Genomic DNA, 18,787 nt, shown 5'->3' with positions numbered 1-18,787 from the left:
TCACGACAATGGCTTCATCGATCCGAAATCGGGTAAAGCGCCGCTCGCGTAGCCGACGGCCCCGAGCGAAGCGATGGCGATCCGGCCGTCGCGGATCGACAGCAGCGGCCCGTCCCGCCCCTGCTCGTAGAGATCGGAATGGGCAGCGGCAAAACGCACCTTCTCCGCCTGCGGCGCGCCCTGCATGCCGGCCACATAATGATGGCCGTTGCGCTCGACATGGGAGAGGCCGAGCAGGGAAACCAGCGCCAGATCCTGTTGCACGGCAAGCCCGGCCTGGCAGGTCAGATCCTCGCCGGAGAGAAACAACCCCGGCACGCCTGCCGTTTTGATGCGGATCGCTTTCAGCAGCGAGCGGTAAATGCCCTTGCAGGTCTTCGAGGAGACGCCGGTATAACCAAGCCGCCGGGCGCGGGCGAAGGCGCCGTCGCCATCGTCGCTCTCATCAATCAGGAAGGGCAGTTCCGCGGCCAGATTCCCGAGCGGTGTTTCCATGGTGATCGCGCGCGAGAACGGCTGTTCGACAAAGGCAATGGCCGCACGCAGCCGCGCCGGCCGCGGCATGGCCGCGATCCGCACCAGCAGGGCGGCAAGCTCGTCGACTGCTGTGAACTGTTCGTTGCCATCGACCGTCACCCGATAGTCCGGCAGATGGTCCAACACGGCGGCGATGCGCGCCAGCCGGTCGATATCGGCATCGGCCGCGCCCGAAAGCTTGATCTTGAACCAGCGATTGCCATAGCGCGCGATCACCGCCTCGAGGCTCTGCGGCAGGTCGTCATCGACGGGATCGACGATCTCGCTTTCGGTGATCGGGTCGAGAAGTCCGATCGTATGCCGAGCCGAGATGGAACCGGCGGGACGAAAGCCGGCCAGCACAGCCGACACTGCATCCGCGTCGATATCGCCGGGCAGCATCGGGCCGCCGATGCCGATGAGGTTGCGGCTCACCGCCTCGAAAAAGGAAAACCCCGCAAGACGGCAATAGGCATCGAGCGCCGCGCGGGCGATCAGCGAAGGACCGAAACCGGCGGCCAGTGGATTTCCAGGCAGGCGCCGCACGGTTTCCATCTCGTTCAGACGGGCGGCGGCGAACAATGTCATCGGGGCGGACGGTTCCCGCGACGCAGCCGTGGCGACGCGGATAGAGCCACGCAATTGATCGACATTCTGCGCCGGCGTCAGCGCCGGGTTTTTGTCGAACCATTTCGGCACCATCATTTCGGCGGCGGCGCCGATGGCGGTTTTCCCTGCCTCATCCTCTACGCGCACCCTGAGAAAGGCCTGCGGCGCCTTTTCCAGGGTTGCCGCGCCGAAGCGAAACGGCAGGCGCAGCCTGATATCGCGCTCGAAGGCATCGATCTCGACAATTCTGATGCGCGGCGCCGTCACGGAACCTCCGATGCTTCGGTCCATGGTCATGCCATCCGGTCCAGCATGGCGCGCGACACTTCGTGCTGGAGCGGCTCCCGGCGCAGCAGCCGGCCGATCTCGTCGACCATGGCCTGCCCTTGGGCGAAATGTGCCTCTTCGGTGTGGCCGGCGGCATGCGGCGAAATGGTGACATTGGTCAGCTGGGGGTCGCGGAACGGACTGTCCTGAGGCAGCGGCTCATTGTCGAAGACATCGAGAGCCGCCTCGATGCGGCCGGACCTGATTTCGGCGAGCAATGCGGCTTCGTCAACCAGCTCGGCCCGCGCCGTGTTGATGAACAGCGCGCCTGGACGCAGCAGCGCCAGTTCGCGGGCGCCGATCATCCGGCGCGTCTCGGGCAGGACGGGCGCATGCAGGGAAATCACATCGCTCTGGGCAAGCGCGTCGTCCAATCCTGTTCTGACGACGCCGAGCGCTGCGGCCCCGCCGTCGTCGAGATAGGGATCGACGACAAGCACGCGGCAGCCGAATGGGACGAGCAGACGCATGGCTGCCCGCCCGACATATCCGGCCCCGACAATACCGACCGTTCTGGCGCCGAGCAATCTTTGCGGCACGGCGGCGCGGACATCGAGCCATTCACCGCCTCTGCGCAATCGATGATGCAGCCGGTGAATGCCGCGCATGGCGAGAAGCGCTTCGGCGACGACGAATTCGGCAACCGAGGCGGCAATTTTCGAGGCGGCATGGCTCACGCGCAGGCCGTCATCGAACAGACGGGCGGGAACGAGCGTGCGGATGCTGCCAGCCGAATGGGCGACGAGGGCAAGTTGCGGATGGCGCTGGCGCGCGGCCGGATCGAAGGGCGGCGTGCCCCATCCGGTCAGGCATGCCGTAGCGCCCTGCAGCAACCGGTCGGCATCGGCGGCATCGATCGTGGCGCCGGTCGGCCAGCGCACCTCGCCGAGGCCGTTCAACCGGGCGGTCGCCGCATCGTCGAGCACCATGCGGCGGGTCTTTTCGGTCAAAAGGACGGCGATGACGGGGGCCTGTCTGCGCATGGTTCTACTCTTTCGCTGCAGCGACGAGGCGCCTGAGATGGGCAAGATCGGCGCGGGCCTTGGCGAGCGCCTGGTCCCGGGGAACCCGGTATTGCGAATGCATCGAGAGCACGCCGGCAAAGCCGGTGGCAACCAGATGCGGGACGATGTGGTTCCAGGGCACCATGCCTTCGTCGAGCCCGTACCAGTCCGAATGCCAGGCACGCTGGCCTTGGGCGCCGTAAGCGCCGGGAAACCAACCGCAATTCTTGACACCCATGCAGCAGAACCAGGGATCGAGAAGATCGAGGGTCAGACGCCAGTCTTCGCTGCCCTCGCGAATGAGCTGGTTGGCCGGATCGGGATAAGCGCCGATCCTGATCGGATCGCGCCCGGCCAGCAGTTGCGCCGCCAGCGCGCCCGAGGTGTGCAGGGTCCCGCCGTGAAGCTGGATGGTGAGCTTGATGGCGAATTTGTCGGCCAGGTGTTCGAAGCCATCGAGGTCGCCGCGCGCTTCGTCGAGCTGCGCCTGCCAGCGCCGCGACGGATCATACTGCCAGAAGCCGAGCCGAACCTGTCCAATGCCGGCCTCGCCGCAGCAAGCAAGCAGTCGGGACGCGGCATCGTCCGGCTGCGTGGCGTCGATGGTCGCCATCGGGATGCGCAGGCCGGCCGCAGCAAAAAGCTTGACCGCCTTGACGATTTCCTCCGGCCGGTCGGGCGAGACGGCGTGACCCTCGCGAACAAGAAAATCGGCACAGTCGAAGCCCAGCCCCGCCGTGATCTCCGCCGCCGTCTGTAACGGCAGGCCTTCCAGGGTCTTGGTGAAATAGGCGATATCCATCGTTGCATTGCTCATCGACGAGAAGCACAGAGCTCGCTGTGGCGGCCGAATGCATCCCGGGCGCGCACCGCGTATTGCGCGCCCGCCGGCGGCGACATGTGCAGGAATGCCGTCGAGATCAGCGGCGCGGGGCTGACCTTTTCAAAGGTCTCGCCATCCCTGCTGACGAGGACATCGTAGAAGATGGCGGGGCGGCTATCGCCGGCCGCCCAGAACAGCATGCGCTCCTCCCGGCCGCCGAGACCACGGTAGCGTTCGACGGTAAGGCCGGTGGGTGCGGCCGGAGACGCGCCGGCGTCGGGAACGACGAGCACCTGCGTCAGCGACGGCAAGGGTACATCCAGATCGACGCTGATCCGGCCCTCGTCGCATTCAACGACACTGATCGGATGCAGCAAAGCCGGTTCCTGGGCGCGGCGCAGTTCGCCAAACTGCGCTTCATCAGGTTCGGGCGGCGCGCCGACCGGCTCGAAGGGTCCGCGCGGATTGCTTTCGTCGCGCTGGGCCTCCCAGACTTCCATCGGATTGGTGAATTCCTCGTCGATGCGCAGCAGGCACAGCGCGTGGCGGCCGGGAGTGAGCCCGTCGACCTCCAGGCGGACGGCGGTCCGGCCCGAACGGTTGATGGCATCGACGCTATGGATGAGGCTGATCGAAACACCACCGCCCGGCAGCCGTGTCGGCAGGATCGCCAACCCATCCTGATCGGGTGTCAGCGGCGGCTCGGCCGTTACCTTGCAGACGGTGTCGCCGAGCGTCGCCAGCAGCTCCATCGACGTAAGACCGGGCTTTTTGATGATGTCGAAGGGTGGCGCCGTGTCGATGTCGGTGGCCAGCCTGTCCAGATCGGTCTTATGCTCCCACTGCGCCTTGGTGAAATTGCGCGAACCGAAATAGGCGAAGATCGTGCGCTGGCTCCAGCCGCCGATAAAAGCGTGGTCATTGCTGAGGAAGGTGAAATTCGCCGCTTTCGGGGCGATGATGCGCCGATCGTGCTGTTCGATGATGCGGGCAATGATGCCGGCATAATAGGCCTTGCCGTGCCAGCTGTGATGATCGCTCCAGCCGAGCTGCGGGTCGCATTCGTCATTGATGATCGGCAGGCCGGCAAGGCGCGGATGGTGCTCCTTGAGATAATCGACGACGAGCAGCGTGCGGTCGACAATGGCATGGGTTTTCGGGGTCAGGTCGTCCTTGCTGCCGTTGACGCCCTTCTCGTGGATCGAGATGTAGTCGAGGCGCGGCGGGCCGCCGCCGGTCAGGCAGCTCGTGCCGCTGTCGCAATGGGCCATCAGGGCGCGAAAGATCGGCGAGAGCGTGCGGGCGGTACCTGGGCCACCCATCGGCAGGCTGGGATCGACCGCATCGAGCCCTGCGACGCAGGCGTCGTAATAGTTGGTGTAGCCCTTGATCCCATAGGTCCACCAGCCGGAATCGGCCTCGTTCGTCGTTTCGAAGTACCAGGTGCGCAATTCGTCCATGCCGTAGCGCGCGCCGTAGCGATCAGCCGTCACCGTCACCAGATCCCGCCAGCGCTTGACCTGATCCATGTCCTCATAGTCGGTGAAAAGGCCCGAGGGATTGCCCATCAGCTCGAAGAACGGCTTCAGGCGGTGTTCGATCATCACGTCGAGCGCCCGGTCGAGCAGGGACCAGTCATAACCGGCGCTGCCGGTCGAGCGCAGCAGATTGTAGAGATAATGGACGCGCAGATATCGGATGCCCTCGTTCGGCAGGCCGCCGATATAGGCGAGCATCTGGCGCATTTCGGGTTCGAGCAGCAGCTCGGCCGGCGAAAATCCGGTGCCGCGCCAGAACCGGTTGAACGGGCGCACGGCTTGGCCGGCATCAACGTTTATTCGCGTACGCTCGCGCATGGATCGTCTCTCCTAGGACGGAAATGGCGGTGCCGACTGAGCCGGCAGGCGGCCAATGGCCTGACTATTTGAATTTGTCGCGCATCGCATCGATGCCGGGGATGGTTTTGGTCAGATGCTGATGGGCGGGATCGAAGCGCTGGATCAGTCCGCGGCGATGTTTGCCGACCAGGATGGTGAAAATGTAGCCCCGATGGCCGGGCGAGGTGACGGTCGGGTGGTAACCGCGATCGACCAGGACGGTATCGCCATCACGGGTCATCAGGATCTTGACCGGACCGTCGTCGTCATAGGTGATCTGGCTGCCGAAGCCGGTCTCCGGCAGGAACCGGTAGTGATAAAGTTCCTCGTGCAGGGTCTCGGCGTCGCCGTCTTCGGTGTCGTGCTTATGCGGAGGATAACCCGACCAGCAGCCCTCGCCGGCATAGAGCTCGCTCACCAGCAGATTGCCGCAGCGCCCGTTCTGCCCTTGGCCGAGCAGGTGGACGATCCGCCGCTGGCTGTGCGTATCGGGCGAGCCGACATTGACCGCGTCGACCTCCTCAGGCGTGACGCGGAACGGGGCGTAGCGCCTGTCGCAGATGCCGCCGGCAATGGCGACTTCGGCCGGGCCGCCACGAGCCGATACCCGGACGTTGGCGTTGACGGGCGCGTAAACCGAGTCCGCATCGCCTTCCCAGATATCGGCTCGCCGGCCCACCGCCCCGAAGCTGACGTCATCCACCTCGATATCCACCTGCCCCGACAGCACGACGTAGAGGCTTTCGTGCAAGGGCAGCCGCCGCGTCTCCCGGCCATCCAACGGAAGCGCGAGGAGATCGAAGTAGATGAGATCGAGCGTCCCGGAGGAGGTATCCACAATGGGACGCTGCTCGGAGCGTGGAATGAATTCGGGCATCAATTGAACTCCGGAACGATACGGTCGGCAAAGGGATTGAGCGACAGGGATTCGGCGTAGTGACAGGCGGCCGCGTGCCCATCGGCCGTCACTGCGCGCAGGGCCGGCACCTCCTGCCTGCAAAGCTCGGTGGCGTAACGGCAGCGCGGATCAAATGCGCAGCCGGGAGGCGGATGCGCGGGGTCTGCGACCTCGCCCGCCAGCCGGATGCGCTTGCCGTGACGGCGCATCCTCGGATCGGCGATCGGCACGGCCGAAAGCAGCGCTTCGGTATAGGGATGGCGCGGGCGCGAAAAGATCTGCTCCGTCGGTGCCTTTTCGACCACCCGGCCGACATACATGACGGCAATATTGTCCGAGATGTGCCGAACGACCGAGAGGTCGTGGGCGACGAAGAGATAGGTCAGGCCGAACTGTTCCTGCAGATCCTGCAACAGGTTAATGGTCTGGGCCTGCACGCTGACATCGAGCGCCGAGACCGCCTCATCGGCGATGACAAGGCGCGGGTTGGACGCCAGCGCCCGGGCAATCCCGATGCGCTGGCGTTCGCCGCCCGAAAAGGCATGCGGGTAGCGGCGCATATATTCGGGCCGCAGGCCCACACTCTGCATCAGCTCGGCGACCCGGTGCTCGAGTTCCCGGCCCTTGGCGATGCCGTTGACGCTCAATACCTCGCCGATAATGTCGATGACGGGAAGACGCGGATTGAGCGAGGATTGCGGATCCTGGAACACGATGCGCAGGTCACGGTGGACTTCATCGAGGGCGGGACCGGAGAGGGCCGCGAGATCCACCGTGCCGCCGCTGCGATCGCGATAGCGGATCTCGCCGCTGGTCGGCTGGTAGATGCGCAGCACGGTGCGGGCGAGCGTCGACTTGCCGCAGCCGGATTCGCCGACAATGCCGAGCGTCTCGCCGTCATCGACGCGAAGCGAGACGCCGTCGACCGCCTTGACGTGGCCGACGACCCGTCGGAACGCGCCCTTGCGGATGGGGAAATGCATCCTGAGATCGTTCAGTTCGAGCAGGGGGCTTGGCTGCGTCATGGGATCGGCCATCATTGTCTTCCCTCGTACAGCAGGCAGCTGGCGACGTGCCCGTCACCGATGACGACGGATCCGGGGTCTTTCTGATCGCACAGCCCCGCCCTCGCCTGCCTGCACCGGGGATGAAAGCTGCAGCCTTCGGGCCGGTCGAAACGCGAGGGCACCATGCCCTCGATGGTCGCGAGCCGTTCGGTCGATTGCCCGTGCATGCGCGGCACCGATTGCAGCAGGGCCTTGGTGTAGGGATGAACGGGCGCATGGAAGATCGTGTCGACGTCACCCGCTTCCACCACCCGGCCGACATACATGACGACGACCTCGTCGGCGATTTCGGCCACCACGCCGAGATCATGGGTGACGAACAGTACCGAGAGCCCGAATTCGGCCTGCAGCGAGGCGAGGAGATCGAGGATATTGGCCTGGGTGGTCACATCGAGCGCCGTGGTCGGCTCGTCGGCGATCAGCAGTTTCGGGCGACAGGCGAGCGCCAGCGCGATGCAGACGCGCTGGCGCATGCCGCCGGAAAACTGGAAGGCATAGCTTTCCATGCGTTGGGCCGGCCGGGGAATGCCGACGAGAGCCAGCGTCTCGATCGCATGCTCGCGTGCTTCCTTCTTTCCCATTTTCAGATGCAGGCGGATCACCTCCATCATCTGGTTGCCGATCGTATGGACGGGTGAAAGTGCTGCCATCGGCTCCTGGCTGATCAGGCCGATCTGGGCGCCGCGGATCGCCCGCATATCGCGGCCGCGCGGGTCGAGCGCCGCGAGATCAATCGCGGGGGCTGCCGGATCGGGCCGGTAGCGGATCGCGCCCGAGACGATCCGCCCGCCGCGCGGGACCTGGTTGAGGATCGAGCGGCCGGTGATGCTCTTGCCCGAGCCGGATTCGCCGACGACGCAGACCGTCCTGCCGCGCGGGATGGAGAAGGAGACGCCGTCCACCGCCCTCACCGTACCCGCGCCGCCGAAGAAATGGGTCCTGAGGTCGTCGACCTCGATCAGCGGGTCGCGATCGGTGCGCCCACGGCCGGCCGCGGCGAAATTGGCGTCAGTATTCATAGGGATCTGCAGCATCGCGTAATCCATCACCAAGGAAATTGAGGGCGAGCACCGTGACGATCACCGCCAGGCCCGGAAGAAACAGCCAGGGTGCGCTCGTGACCGCGAGAATGTTCTGCGCCTCCTGCAGCAGCACACCCCAACTGACCACCGGCGGCCGCAGGCCGATGCCGAGGAAGGAAAGTGCGGTTTCGGCAAGGATCATCGTCGGGATGGCGAGTGTGACCGAGGCGATGATGTGGCTCATGAAGGACGGGACCATGTGCCGCCAGATGATGCGCATCCTGGAGCAGCCATCGAGATGGGCGGCGATGACGAAGTCTTCGGTCTTCAGCGACAGGAAGCGGCCGCGCACCACACGTGCCAGGTCGGTCCAGCCGATCAGCGACAGGATGATCGTGATCCAGAGATAGACCAGGATCGGATCGGCGCTGATCGGCACGGCAGCCGCAAGGCCCATCCATAGCGGGATGGTCGGAATCGAGTTGATGAGCTCGATCGAACGCTGGATGACGTCATCCACCCAGCCGCCGTAAAGACCGGAAATGCCGCCGAGGATGATGCCGAGGACGAGGCTGATCGCCACGCCGATCAGGCCCACGGACATCGAAACACGTGTGCCATGCACCGTCCGGCTGAAGACGTCGCGGCCCAGCCGGTCGGCGCCGAACAGATAGAAGGGTTTACCCGCCTCGACCGGGCCGATCAGGTGACGGTCGAGATCGAACAGTCCCCAGAGCCGGTAGGGTTCGCCTTTGACAAAAAAGCCGACGGGAATGACGACGGCCGGATCGGCGACATAATTGCGGCTGAGCGCGATCGGGTCGACCTTCATCGAATAGCCGTTGACATAGAGTGGATGAAACTGGCCCGTCGCGTCGTAGCCGGCGACTTTGAGCCGCTGGGGCGGCGCATAAGTGTAGCGGGAATCGTAGGTCTGCGATGAAACCGGAGCGATAACCTCGGCAAAGAGGGCGACCAGGTAAATCAGCAGGATGACGACGCCCGCCCCAAGCGCCAGCCGGTGGCGGCGGAAGCGGCGCCAGATGAGTTTCCACTGGCCGGCGACCGCATCGGAATTGCGAACACGTTCAGGAATCAGGGCGATGGCTTGATCGGTCATTGGTATCGTTCCTCAGCAATTGCGAATGCGTGGATCGAGCCAGGCGAGCAGCAGGTCTGAGATCAGCGTGCCGATCAGCGTCAGCATGCTCATCAGCAGGATGAAGGTGCCGGCGAGATACATGTCCTGGGCAAACAGGGCGTTGAGCAGAAGCGGCCCGGTGATCGGCAGGCTGAGGACGATGGAGACCACCACCGAACCCGAAACGAGGTGCGGCAGCACCCAGCCGACCGTCGAGACGAAGGGGTTGAGCGCCACCCGCACCGGATATTTGAGCAGCAGCCGGATTTCGCTCAAGCCCCGGGCACGCGCCATGTCGACATAGGGCTTGTTGAGCTCGTCGAGCAGGTTGGCGCGCATGATGCGGATCAGCGCCGCCGTCGCACCGGTGCCGAGCACGACGACCGGGATCCACATATGCGAGATGAGATCGCCGAGCTTGGCCCAGCTCCAGGCAGCGTTGATATAGAGGGGCGAAAACAGCCCGCCGACGCCTTGACCGAAATACTGGGCCGAGACGAACATCAGCACCAGCGCCAGCAGGAAATTCGGGATGGCAAGGCCGAGAAAGCCGAAGAAGGTGGCGAAGTAATCGCCGAGCGAATATTGCCGCACGGCCGAATAGATGCCGATCGGAAAGGCCACCGCCCAGACGAAGAGCAGCGTGGTGACCGCGACCACCATGGTCAGGCCCATGCGTGCCCAGATCAATTCGCTGACCGGCTTGTTCCAATCGAGGGACTGGCCGAAATCGCCATGCAGCAGGATGCCGCTGATCCATTTCCAATATTGCACCGTCCAGGGTTGATCGAGGCCATAGCGCTCGCGCAGGCCGGCGATGACGCCGGGATCGATGGTCTCGTTCTGCGAGGCAAGACGCGCGGTCATCGCGGTCAGGAAATCGCCCGGCGGCAGCTGGATGATGATGAAGGTCACGACCGAGATCGCGAACATCATCGGGATCATGTAAAGCAGACGTCTGATGATGAAGCCGGCCATATTCAAGCTCCTTCAACCGGCGATCGCCGCTCGGTCTGGGTGATGGGGCGGGGCTGCTGCCGGAATGGCGCCACGGACGCCATTCCGCCGATCGGATGTCTTTTTTATTGCTGGTAGTAGAAGGTCTCAGGCTTTGCCGGTCCCGGCGTCATGTAGAAGGACGTGCTGGGAATGACCTTCGGAACGTTATGCATATTGGTCTTGACGATACCGACGCGATCCGGCTCGAGATTGGTGCCGATGACGTAGAACTCGTCCCGGGTGATCGCCAGCAGCTCCTTCATCGCTTCAAGCTGCTTTTCGAGCGTCGGCGCTTCCTGCACCTGCCGGTAGAGATCCATCTGTTTCTTGGCGGCCGGGCTCGGTTCCTGAGCGTTCGGATCCTTGGGATTCTGGTAGTAGAGGCCCCAAGCGGTGGCGAAGCTCGATTCATATTCGTGCGGGAAATACCATTTGGGATCGAGCAGGCCGAGGAAGTCATAGCCCCCGCCGCCGACCCATCCGAGGCCGTCATTTTCGTTGTTCTGCAGGCGGGAGAAAATCAGCGAGCGTTCTGCCGGGCGCGGCTGCATGTCGATGCCGACGGCCCGCCAGTAGCGCTGGATCAGTTCGAGGGCGTCGACCTGGATCGGGCTTCCGGTCAGCGCATCGATCGCGAAGGTGATGCGCTTGCCGTCCTGACCGAGGCGATAGCCTTCGCCGTCTTTCTTGGTCAGGCCGGCCTTGTCGAGATATTGATTGGCGAGGTCGACGTTATATTCCAGATATTGCGTCGCCATCTTCTCGTCGTAGAGCGCCGTGCCTTCGCGGGGCGCTGCCTGATAGGGCTTGGCCTGCCCGGCATAGATCAGCTGATTGAGCTCCTCGCGATTGATGGCGTAGCTGAGGCCGATGCGGAAATCCTTATTGGAGAAGACGGCGCGCAAGGCTGGGTTCTTGTGGGTCTGGTTGAGCGTGATCAGCAGGGCGTTCGACCAAGCCGGCCGGGCGATGAACAGGCCGTAGCCGCCCTTCTGCTGGTTCTGCACAATCACCGTGCGGGCGTCCGTCGTCTCGATGAAGCGGTTCTGCATATCGATTTCGCCGCTGATCGCCTTGAGGATGATTGCCTGCGTATCCTGCATCACGTCGATGGTGATGCGGTCGAAGTAGGGCAGCTGGTTTCCTGATGTATCCACCTTGGCATAATAAGGGTTGCGCTCGGCGACGACCTGGGTCGTGCCATTATAGGGCGCGGTCAGCACCCAGGCATCGAGCGTCGGACGGCCCAGATCGCGCCAGCGGCCGGGGAACCCGATCTTGTTGTTGAAGAGCTGGACCCAGTCGGTCGCGCCGGCCGCCTTCACCAGGGCGTCGATGCCATCGGGATTGAAATCCTTGTGGAATTGTTTGAGGTAATGCGCGGGTGCCGCCGCCAGGATATCGGAGCCGCGCACGGTCGCCATGTTCATCAGGAACAGGCCGTTCGGTGCGGCAAACTTGAAGACGACCTTGTCGTCGGCGAGCTTTTCGACCTTGACCGGCTCTCCGCCGGCCGTCAGCCAGTCGGGTGCCGCAGGGGTGATCTTCGTGTTGCGCAGCACGTTCTCGTTCCACCAGACCAGGTCGTCGGCCGTGAAGGGCTCGCCATCCGACCAGTGTGTGCCCTCCCGCAGGGTGAAGGTATAGTCGGTGGCGTTCGCATTGACCTCGACGCTCTTGGCGATGTCGGGGATCACCTCGGTCCATTCCGGATTCCAGCGGACCAGCCTGGTATAGCCGATCGAACGCTCGATCTCGCTGTCGCCGCCGCCGAAGGTGGCCGTGCGCCAGGTGCCGCCATAGGTGCCGACCGATTCAAGCGGCGTCAGCACCAGCGGCTCCTTCGGCAGCCGTTTTTCCACCAGCGGCAGCTTCCCGGCATCGACGAGCGCCTTGAGTTCCGGCGCCTCCTGAAAGCCGAGCGCGGCGCCGGCCCAGCCGGCACCGATGAGGATGGCCGCGGCAATGGTCGAAACGACCTGCCGTCGTAGAATTCTGGCGTGCTGCATTCTCTCCTCCCGATGATGTCGTTCTAGGTTATCGTTAACGTATTCTCCTCTTTTTCTAACGTTATCGTTACCGTAATTCTTTGTCAAAGAGATTCTCTCGCCCACGTGATACGCCGAGGCAGCCTTGGCTTTTCAGGAAATTATGTTAGTTATCGTTATCGTAAATTTCCGCCCTTCTCAGAGACAATCCATTGAGCCGTCCCAAAGACCTGGAATCCAAGATAACCATCGCTGATGTTGCCCGCGCCGCCGGCGTGTCGCCGATGACGGTGTCGCGCGTGCTGAACGACCAGGGCGGAGCGAGTGCCGAAACCACGCAGCGCATTCTTTCGGCCGCGAACGAACTCAATTACCGCCCCAATCCTTTTGCGCGCGGATTGCGGTCCGACCGGTCGAAGACCATCGGCCTTCTCGTTCCCGACATCACCAATCCGTTTTTTCCCGAGGTCATCCGGGGCGCCGAGGATGCGGCGAGTGCGGCTGGCTACAATCTGCTTTTGTCCAATGTCGTCGAAAACAGCAAACGGGAAGAGGAACTCATCGAGGCGCTCCTCAGGCATCGGGTCGACGGGATCATCGTCTGCAGCGCGCGACTGCCCGACGCCGCCCTGCACAAGGCGCTCGCCCACCACCGCGCCGTTGTGCTCATCAACCGCGAGGCTCCCCCCGAAGTCGCCGGAACGATCGTCACGGACTACGAGACTGGAGCCTCGCGGGCCATCGACCATCTGGTCGAACGCGGCCGCCACAAAATCGCGATCATTGCCGGGCCGCGCAGCTCCTTCGGCGGCAAGAGCCGTCTCGTTGGCTTCCGCAAGACGCTGGCAGCCCATGGGCTGAAGGCGCACGACATCGTCTACTGTGATCCCACGGCTGCCGGCGGACAGACGGCGGCGGCGCAATTGCTGGCGGAAACACCTGATATCGATGCCCTCATCTGCTACAACGACCTCAATGCGATCGGCGCCATGAAGGCCTGCCGGGCAGCCGGCATTTCGATCCCCGAGCAGATCGCCCTGATCGGTTTCGACGACATTCCGGCTGCCGAACTTCTGTCTCCGGCGCTCACGACGCTGCGCGTGCAGAAGCGGGAAATGGGCGAGGAAGCCGTGCGCCTGCTGCTCAGCCGCATCGCCACCAAAAATCGTCAGCACGGCATCGTCATCGTGCCCGAACTCATCGTCCGCGAAACGACATGATCCGACGATCAACAGGAGGAGGAATATCCCATGGATGCCGGCAATCTGCAGTCATTGGCGTTGCCCGAGGAAAAGAAGGCCTGGTTCGTTCACGACCGTTTCGGCATGTTCGTGCATTGGGGTCTCTATGCCCTGCCGGCCCGCCATGAATGGGTCAAAAGCCGCGAAGAGCTTGATGACGCCGATTATCAGAAATATTTCGAGCATTTCGACCCCGATCTCTACGACCCCCGCGAATGGGCCAGACGCGCCAGGGCCGCGGGCATGAAATATGTGGTGCTGACGACCAAGCACCATGAAGGTTTCTGCCTCTGGGATACCAAGGCTACCGACTTCAAGGTGACCAACACGCCTTATGGCAAGGATCTGCTGCGCCCCTTCGTCGACGCCTTCCGCGCCGAGGGCCTGAGGATCGGCTTCTACTATTCGCTGCTCGACTGGCATCACCCCGATTTCACCGTCGATCCGCGCCACCCGCAGCGCAATCATCCCGATGCGCTTGAGATCAACGAAGGCCGGGACATGCAGCGTTATGCCGCCTTCATGCGCGAGCAGGTACGCGAGCTGCTGACCGAGTTCGGCCGGATCGACATCCTGTGGTTCGACTTCAGCTACCCGCAGTGGAAGCTCGGAGACTTGGTCGGCAAGGGTCATCGGGATTGGGAAAGCGAGAAACTCGTGCGCCTAGTGCGCGAGCTTGCACCCGACATCATTATCAACAACCGCCTCGATCTCGCCGGCCTGCAGCCCGACATTGTGACGCCGGAGCAATATATGCCGCGCGCCTGGCCGAAACGCGACGGCAGGCGCGTCGTCTGGGAAGCCTGCCAGACGCTCAGCGGCTCCTGGGGCTATCATCGCGACGAGTACACCTGGAAAAGCACGGAGCAGCTGGTGCAGATGCTGATCGGCACTGTTGCGATCGGCGGCAATCTGCTGATGAATGTCGGCCCGACGGCGCGCGGCACACTCGATCACCGCGCACTATCAGCACTTGGCGCCTATGAGGAGTGGATGACGCTGCATGAGCGCAGCATTGTCGGCTGCACCCAGTCCGACTTCACCGCTCCGCCCGATTGCCGCCTCACCCAGAACGGCGACCGCCTCTACATCCACCTCTTCAACTGGCCCTATAAGCATCTGCATTTCGATGCTCTGGCTGGCAAGATCGAATATGCGCAATTCCTGCATGACGCCAGCGAGGTCACCTGGCTGCGCCCATCGGCCAACACGCTGTGGGCGAACACCCAGTTCCCCGTCGGCGAGGACGAACTGACATTCGTGTTGCCAGTGCGCCGCCCCAAAGTCGTGGTCCCGGTCATCGAGGTCAAGCTCAAGGCAGGGAGCGACTCTGGCGCTCAGGATTGATGCATTCGCTGTGCCCTGATCCGGCGCTTCAGGACAAGCTGATCGCCATCGGCCGGTCGAGGTCGCGGGCGAGATAATACTGGATCTGGCGGACGATCTGGCCGGCGTGGGCGATTGCCAGCCGGTCGGCCCGCTCGGCATCGCCGGCCTCGATCGCGGCGATGATTTCCTCGTGTTCATCGATATATTGGCGCGGCAGGCGGTCATCGAAGGTCGAGTAGTGAAGGCGAAGGATGCGCCCGCCTTCATCGAGCAATATCAAGGCCGTCAAGGAAAGTGCGCCGATCCGCGCCGCTTCACACGTCCCTCGAATCTCAGCTGCCTGAACCGATGGGCCGGCAAGCTCGATAGCTGCTGCCGGCCTCTTCATCCGTCGTGTTTCGTATCCTTGGACCGGGTCAGACTGTTGCGGCTGACCAGCGACGGCACTTGGAGAATATGCTCTGAAGCGGTGCGGCCCTCGATCCGGGAGATGAGGGCCCGGGTTGCGATCTGGCCGAGCTCCCTGCCCGACTGGTCGATGCTAGCAAGATTGACGAGGCCGAGCGCTGCGGTCGAGGAGTTGTCATATCCGACGACGGCGAGGTCCTCGGGCACGCGCACGCCCATCTCCATCGCGAGGCTGAGAAGCGTGATCGCATCGAGATCGCTCCAGCAGAACACGGCGCGCGGCCTGTCCTTCCTCGCCAGGAATTTTCGCATCGCGTCTTCCCGCCTCGGTGAAGCGATAGGAATCTTTCCGATCGGCGCCGAGCCGAGCCCACCCCGCTGCATTGCCCGGCGAAAGCCGATCTCCCGCTGGCGGACGACGGATACCGCGTGCCCTTCGCGCTCGCCGAGACTGAGCATTTCGATGTCGCGATAACCGCAGGCCAGCAGCGCCTCCACCGCAATCTCGGCGCCGCGCTGATCGTCGGCATTGACGGTGTCGAAGGCCATGGCGCCGGCATCGTGATAACCCACAGTGACGATCGGGATCTGGACGGCGAATTTTGCAATGATCTCGGAGGGCAAGCGCGGTGCAACGAGGATGAGGCCGTCCATTTTGTAGTCGATCATCGACTCGATCAATGACGTCTCCAGCTGCACGCGCGCATCGCTGACGCCGATCATCGCCTGATAATGCGAAGGCGCCAGCACTCCGTTGACGCCGGCGATCACTTCAGGGAGGAAAGGATTGCGGATGTCGATCAGAAGCACGCCGATGGTGAAGCTGCGCCCGCGCAATCCGCGCGCCGCCCGCGAGGGACGATATCCGAGCGCCTCGATCGCGTCGGTTACCTTGGCCCGCAACGCTTCGCTGACGCCGTAAGCGTTGCGCATCACCTTGGACACTGCTGCGACCGATACGCCGGCATGGGTGGCCACTGTGCGGATCGTCACGCGCTCGTTTCGTTGCAGCTTTTGTTTGTCTTCGACTGGCATGAAATCTCTGCACTCGCGGCCGCGGACCGTCAATATTCGCCCGCAGAATCACCATGGCAGACTGGCGAGGAAATTTCTATTGCGCTCCCGAAGAAAATGTAGAACGTTATATGGAGAACGTTCTACAAATCATCGGGAGGACTTGATGAACTTTCAGCCAGCAGCCATCAGCGGCAATCCCGGTTCGCGCACATGGTCGGGGGAGATGATCGCGCCGCTGTCGGATGGCGGCCAGGGAACGGCCGCAAGCTTTGTCTCCAAAACCTTCGATCACGATGGTGCCGGCCCTCCGATCGAACTCTTCATCTCGGCGCTCGGCCTCTATCGCTGCTTCATCAATGGTGAGCGCGTCGGCGAGGATCTGCTGACACCAGGCTGGACGAATTACGACGATCGCATCGCCTATCAGCGATATGATGTTTCCAGCCTGCTCAAGCCGGGTCTCAACCGCGTCGAGATCTGGCTTGCCGACGGATGGTACCGCTCGCCTTTGATGTGGGGCGCCAAGGCGATTGCGAATTGCTGGGGCGACAGGATCGGCACCATCGCCGACCTGGTCGGACCGGGCGGCGTCGTTCTTTCCACCGATACCACATGGCGCAGCGGCGCTTTGCCGATCCTGAAGTCGGGGATCTATTTCGGCGAGGTCTACGATGCCCGCGAAGCAAATCTCGTCGAGACCGACGGTACGGAGAGATTACAGTTCGACAAGGCGCTGCTGGTCGCCCATGAAACAGCGGCGGTTCGGGAATTACGGCCGCTCGACCCGGTGGAAAGCTGGATCGATGATCATGGTGGGACCGTCTATGATTTCGGCCAGAATGCCGGCGGCTACGTCAGATATACCGTCCGCGGCACTGCCGGGGCTAGTGTACGGGTGGAGCATTCGGAAGTCCTCGGCCCCGCTCGCCATTTCGACAATCGCAATTATCGCACGGCCGCGGCGCACACGCTCTACACGCTGCGCGGAGACGGCGACGAGACCTACGCGCCGCATTTCACCTTTCATGGCTTTCGCTACGCCCGGGTAACGATCACTGGAAACGCCGAGATTCTCTCGATCGCCTCCATCCCGATTTCCTCAGTGCCCGAGCCGGCCGGCGGTTTCACCTCCGGCAACCCTCTCGTCAATCGCCTCGTCCAGAACACCATCTGGTCGCAGCGCGCCAATTTCGTCGAAGTACCCACAGATTGCCCGCAGCGTGACGAGCGCCTGGGCTGGACGGGCGACGCCCAGGTGTTTGCCGCAACGGCATGTTGGCTGAGCGACAGCCAGTCCTTCCTCAGGAAGTATCTGCGCGACGTGGTGGCCGACCAGCGCGAGGACGGCGCCGTCTCGCATTTCTCGCCGGACCCGACGCGTCTGCATCCCGCCGACTTTCCGGGTTATGCCGGCTCGACCGGCTGGGGCGATGCGATCGTCGTCATTCCCTGGGTTCTCTACACCCATTACGGCGACCGGGCGGCTCTTTCGGAGTGCCTGGATTCGATGGTGCGCTGGGTCGATTTCGTCTGGTCGATCTCCGACGGTCCGATCGTGCGCCCGCCGTCGCACTGGGGGGCGCGCGGCTTCACCTTCGGTGATTGGCTGCAACCGGTCGGCGACAACAGGAAGCCGCGCCCGACAATTGCTGACGATTGCGCCGCCACCCTCTACCACTTCATCTCGACAGATCTTCTGGCAAAGATCGCCGCCGTTCTCGGCGAAGACGCGCTTGAAGAGCAGATGAAGCGGCGCGCCGGAGAAATCAGACAGGCTTTCGCCAGCGAGTTCATCACCCCGGCGGGGCGGCTCGCCCATAACGACCAGACGTCCTATGCTCTCGCCTTCCTTTACGACCTGATACCGGCGGAGCATCACCAGGCGGCCCGGCAGCATTTCCGGCAGGTGATCATCGATGCCGACTACAAGATCGGCACCGGCTTCATCGGCACCCCTGCCCTTTTGCCGGCCCTGACGAAGCTCGGCATGGACGACCTCGCCGAAAAGGTCTTCCTGCAGGACGACGTGCCGGGCTGGCTCTACCAGGTCTCCAAGGGAGCGACGACGATCTGGGAGCGCTGGGATTCCATGGCGCCCGACGGCACCATCTACGAACCCGATATGAACAGCTACAATCATTACGCCTATGGCGCCGTCTGCCAGTGGCTGTTCGAATGCGTCGCCGGCATTTCGCCGAAGCCGGATGCGCCGGGGTTTGCCGAGGTCATCGTCGATCCCGCGCCGATCCCCTCGCTTTCCCCGGTTTCAGCCTATCACGATATCAGCCAGGGGCGCATAGAGGCCGGCTGGCACTGCACCGGCAACGAGATCACCTATGTGCTGACGCTTCCGGAGGGTTGCGTCGGCCGCTTCCGGCCCGGCCGGCGGCACCAGAACCCGTCGCTCAATGGGGAGGCTGTCATCGAGGAGGCGGTTCTTCCCCCGGGCACGCACCGACTGGTCTTTTCCCTACCCGATTTCTGAGGAGCATACAGGTCACACCGTTCAGAGGAGGAACGT

At 63.3% G+C, this 18,787-nt stretch carries 13 protein-coding genes and 2 pseudogenes; 3 read left to right on the top strand and 12 right to left on the bottom strand.

The genetic code is table 11. From position 1 onward, the window contains the following. The 10 genes from CO655_RS21985 to CO655_RS21940 form a co-directional block, all read right to left on the bottom strand. Window positions 1-1,422, bottom strand: a complete 1,422-nt coding sequence (locus tag CO655_RS21985) for a mandelate racemase (RefSeq protein ID WP_097666593.1) — start codon at window positions 1,420-1,422, stop codon at window positions 1-3. Then, window positions 1,419-2,435: a hydroxyacid dehydrogenase gene (locus CO655_RS21980; protein ID WP_097666591.1), complete on the bottom strand. Its 1,017-nt coding sequence runs from the start codon at window positions 2,433-2,435 to the stop codon at window positions 1,419-1,421. Before CO655_RS21980 ends, CO655_RS21985 begins: the two co-directional genes overlap by 4 nt. Before the next feature lie 4 nt (window positions 2,436-2,439). Continuing rightward, a complete protein-coding gene (locus CO655_RS21975; RefSeq protein WP_097666589.1) occupies window positions 2,440-3,258 on the bottom strand; it encodes a TIM barrel protein in 819 nt (272 codons plus the stop codon). A gap of 11 nt (window positions 3,259-3,269) precedes the next feature. Continuing rightward, window positions 3,270-5,135 carry a glycosyl hydrolase gene (locus CO655_RS21970; protein ID WP_097666587.1) on the bottom strand — a complete coding sequence of 622 codons (1,866 nt, stop codon included), beginning with the start codon at window positions 5,133-5,135 and terminating at the stop codon, window positions 3,270-3,272. A gap of 64 nt (window positions 5,136-5,199) precedes the next feature. Further along, on the bottom strand, window positions 5,200-6,033 hold the full coding sequence (locus CO655_RS21965) for a 5-deoxy-glucuronate isomerase (protein ID WP_097666585.1): 834 nt from the start codon (window positions 6,031-6,033) through the stop codon (window positions 5,200-5,202). After that, on the bottom strand, window positions 6,033-7,091 hold the full coding sequence (locus CO655_RS21960; RefSeq protein WP_176539287.1) for an oligopeptide/dipeptide ABC transporter ATP-binding protein: 1,059 nt from the start codon (window positions 7,089-7,091) through the stop codon (window positions 6,033-6,035). Before CO655_RS21960 ends, CO655_RS21965 begins: the two co-directional genes overlap by 1 nt. Further along, a complete protein-coding gene (locus tag CO655_RS21955) occupies window positions 7,091-8,155 on the bottom strand; it encodes an ABC transporter ATP-binding protein (RefSeq protein ID WP_176539286.1) in 1,065 nt (354 codons plus the stop codon). Before CO655_RS21955 ends, CO655_RS21960 begins: the two co-directional genes overlap by 1 nt. After that, a complete protein-coding gene (locus CO655_RS21950) occupies window positions 8,130-9,263 on the bottom strand; it encodes an ABC transporter permease (RefSeq protein WP_097666579.1) in 1,134 nt (377 codons plus the stop codon). The genes CO655_RS21955 and CO655_RS21950 overlap by 26 nt, the downstream gene beginning before the upstream one ends. 12 nt (window positions 9,264-9,275) lie before the next feature. Next, window positions 9,276-10,262: an ABC transporter permease gene (locus tag CO655_RS21945; protein ID WP_097666577.1), complete on the bottom strand. Its 987-nt coding sequence runs from the start codon at window positions 10,260-10,262 to the stop codon at window positions 9,276-9,278. A 104-nt stretch (window positions 10,263-10,366) separates the two neighbouring features. Next, on the bottom strand, window positions 10,367-12,292 hold the full coding sequence (locus CO655_RS21940; protein ID WP_097666575.1) for an ABC transporter substrate-binding protein: 1,926 nt from the start codon (window positions 12,290-12,292) through the stop codon (window positions 10,367-10,369). Between the two features lie 191 nt (window positions 12,293-12,483). Here CO655_RS21940 and CO655_RS21935 point away from each other — a divergent pair, with 191 nt between their 5' ends. Continuing rightward, a complete protein-coding gene (locus tag CO655_RS21935) occupies window positions 12,484-13,491 on the top strand; it encodes a LacI family DNA-binding transcriptional regulator (protein WP_097666573.1) in 1,008 nt (335 codons plus the stop codon). Window positions 13,492-13,515: 24 nt separating this feature from the next. Continuing rightward, a pseudogene (locus CO655_RS21930) lies at window positions 13,516-14,859 on the top strand (alpha-L-fucosidase); the annotation flags it as partial. A gap of 28 nt (window positions 14,860-14,887) precedes the next feature. Here CO655_RS21930 and CO655_RS21925 read toward each other — a convergent pair. Continuing rightward, window positions 14,888-15,115: pseudogene (locus tag CO655_RS21925) on the bottom strand (FCD domain-containing protein); the annotation flags it as partial. A gap of 110 nt (window positions 15,116-15,225) precedes the next feature. Further along, entirely contained in the window at window positions 15,226-16,284 is a 1,059-nt protein-coding gene (locus tag CO655_RS21920; protein WP_097666569.1) for a LacI family DNA-binding transcriptional regulator, read from the bottom strand. A 145-nt stretch (window positions 16,285-16,429) separates the two neighbouring features. Between CO655_RS21920 and CO655_RS21915 the strand changes: the two genes are divergently transcribed. Beyond that, a complete protein-coding gene (locus CO655_RS21915) occupies window positions 16,430-18,751 on the top strand; it encodes an alpha-L-rhamnosidase (protein ID WP_097666567.1) in 2,322 nt (773 codons plus the stop codon). The last annotated feature ends 36 nt before the right edge of the window (window positions 18,752-18,787 follow it).

Origin of the sequence: Rhizobium sp. M1 (genome assembly GCF_002531805.1) — a bacterium.
GTDB classification, from domain to species: Bacteria; Pseudomonadota; Alphaproteobacteria; order Rhizobiales; family Rhizobiaceae; genus Rhizobium; species Rhizobium etli_C.
The sequence above is the reverse complement of the archived record's forward strand: the minus strand, read 5'-3'. Positions and strand labels throughout refer to the sequence as shown.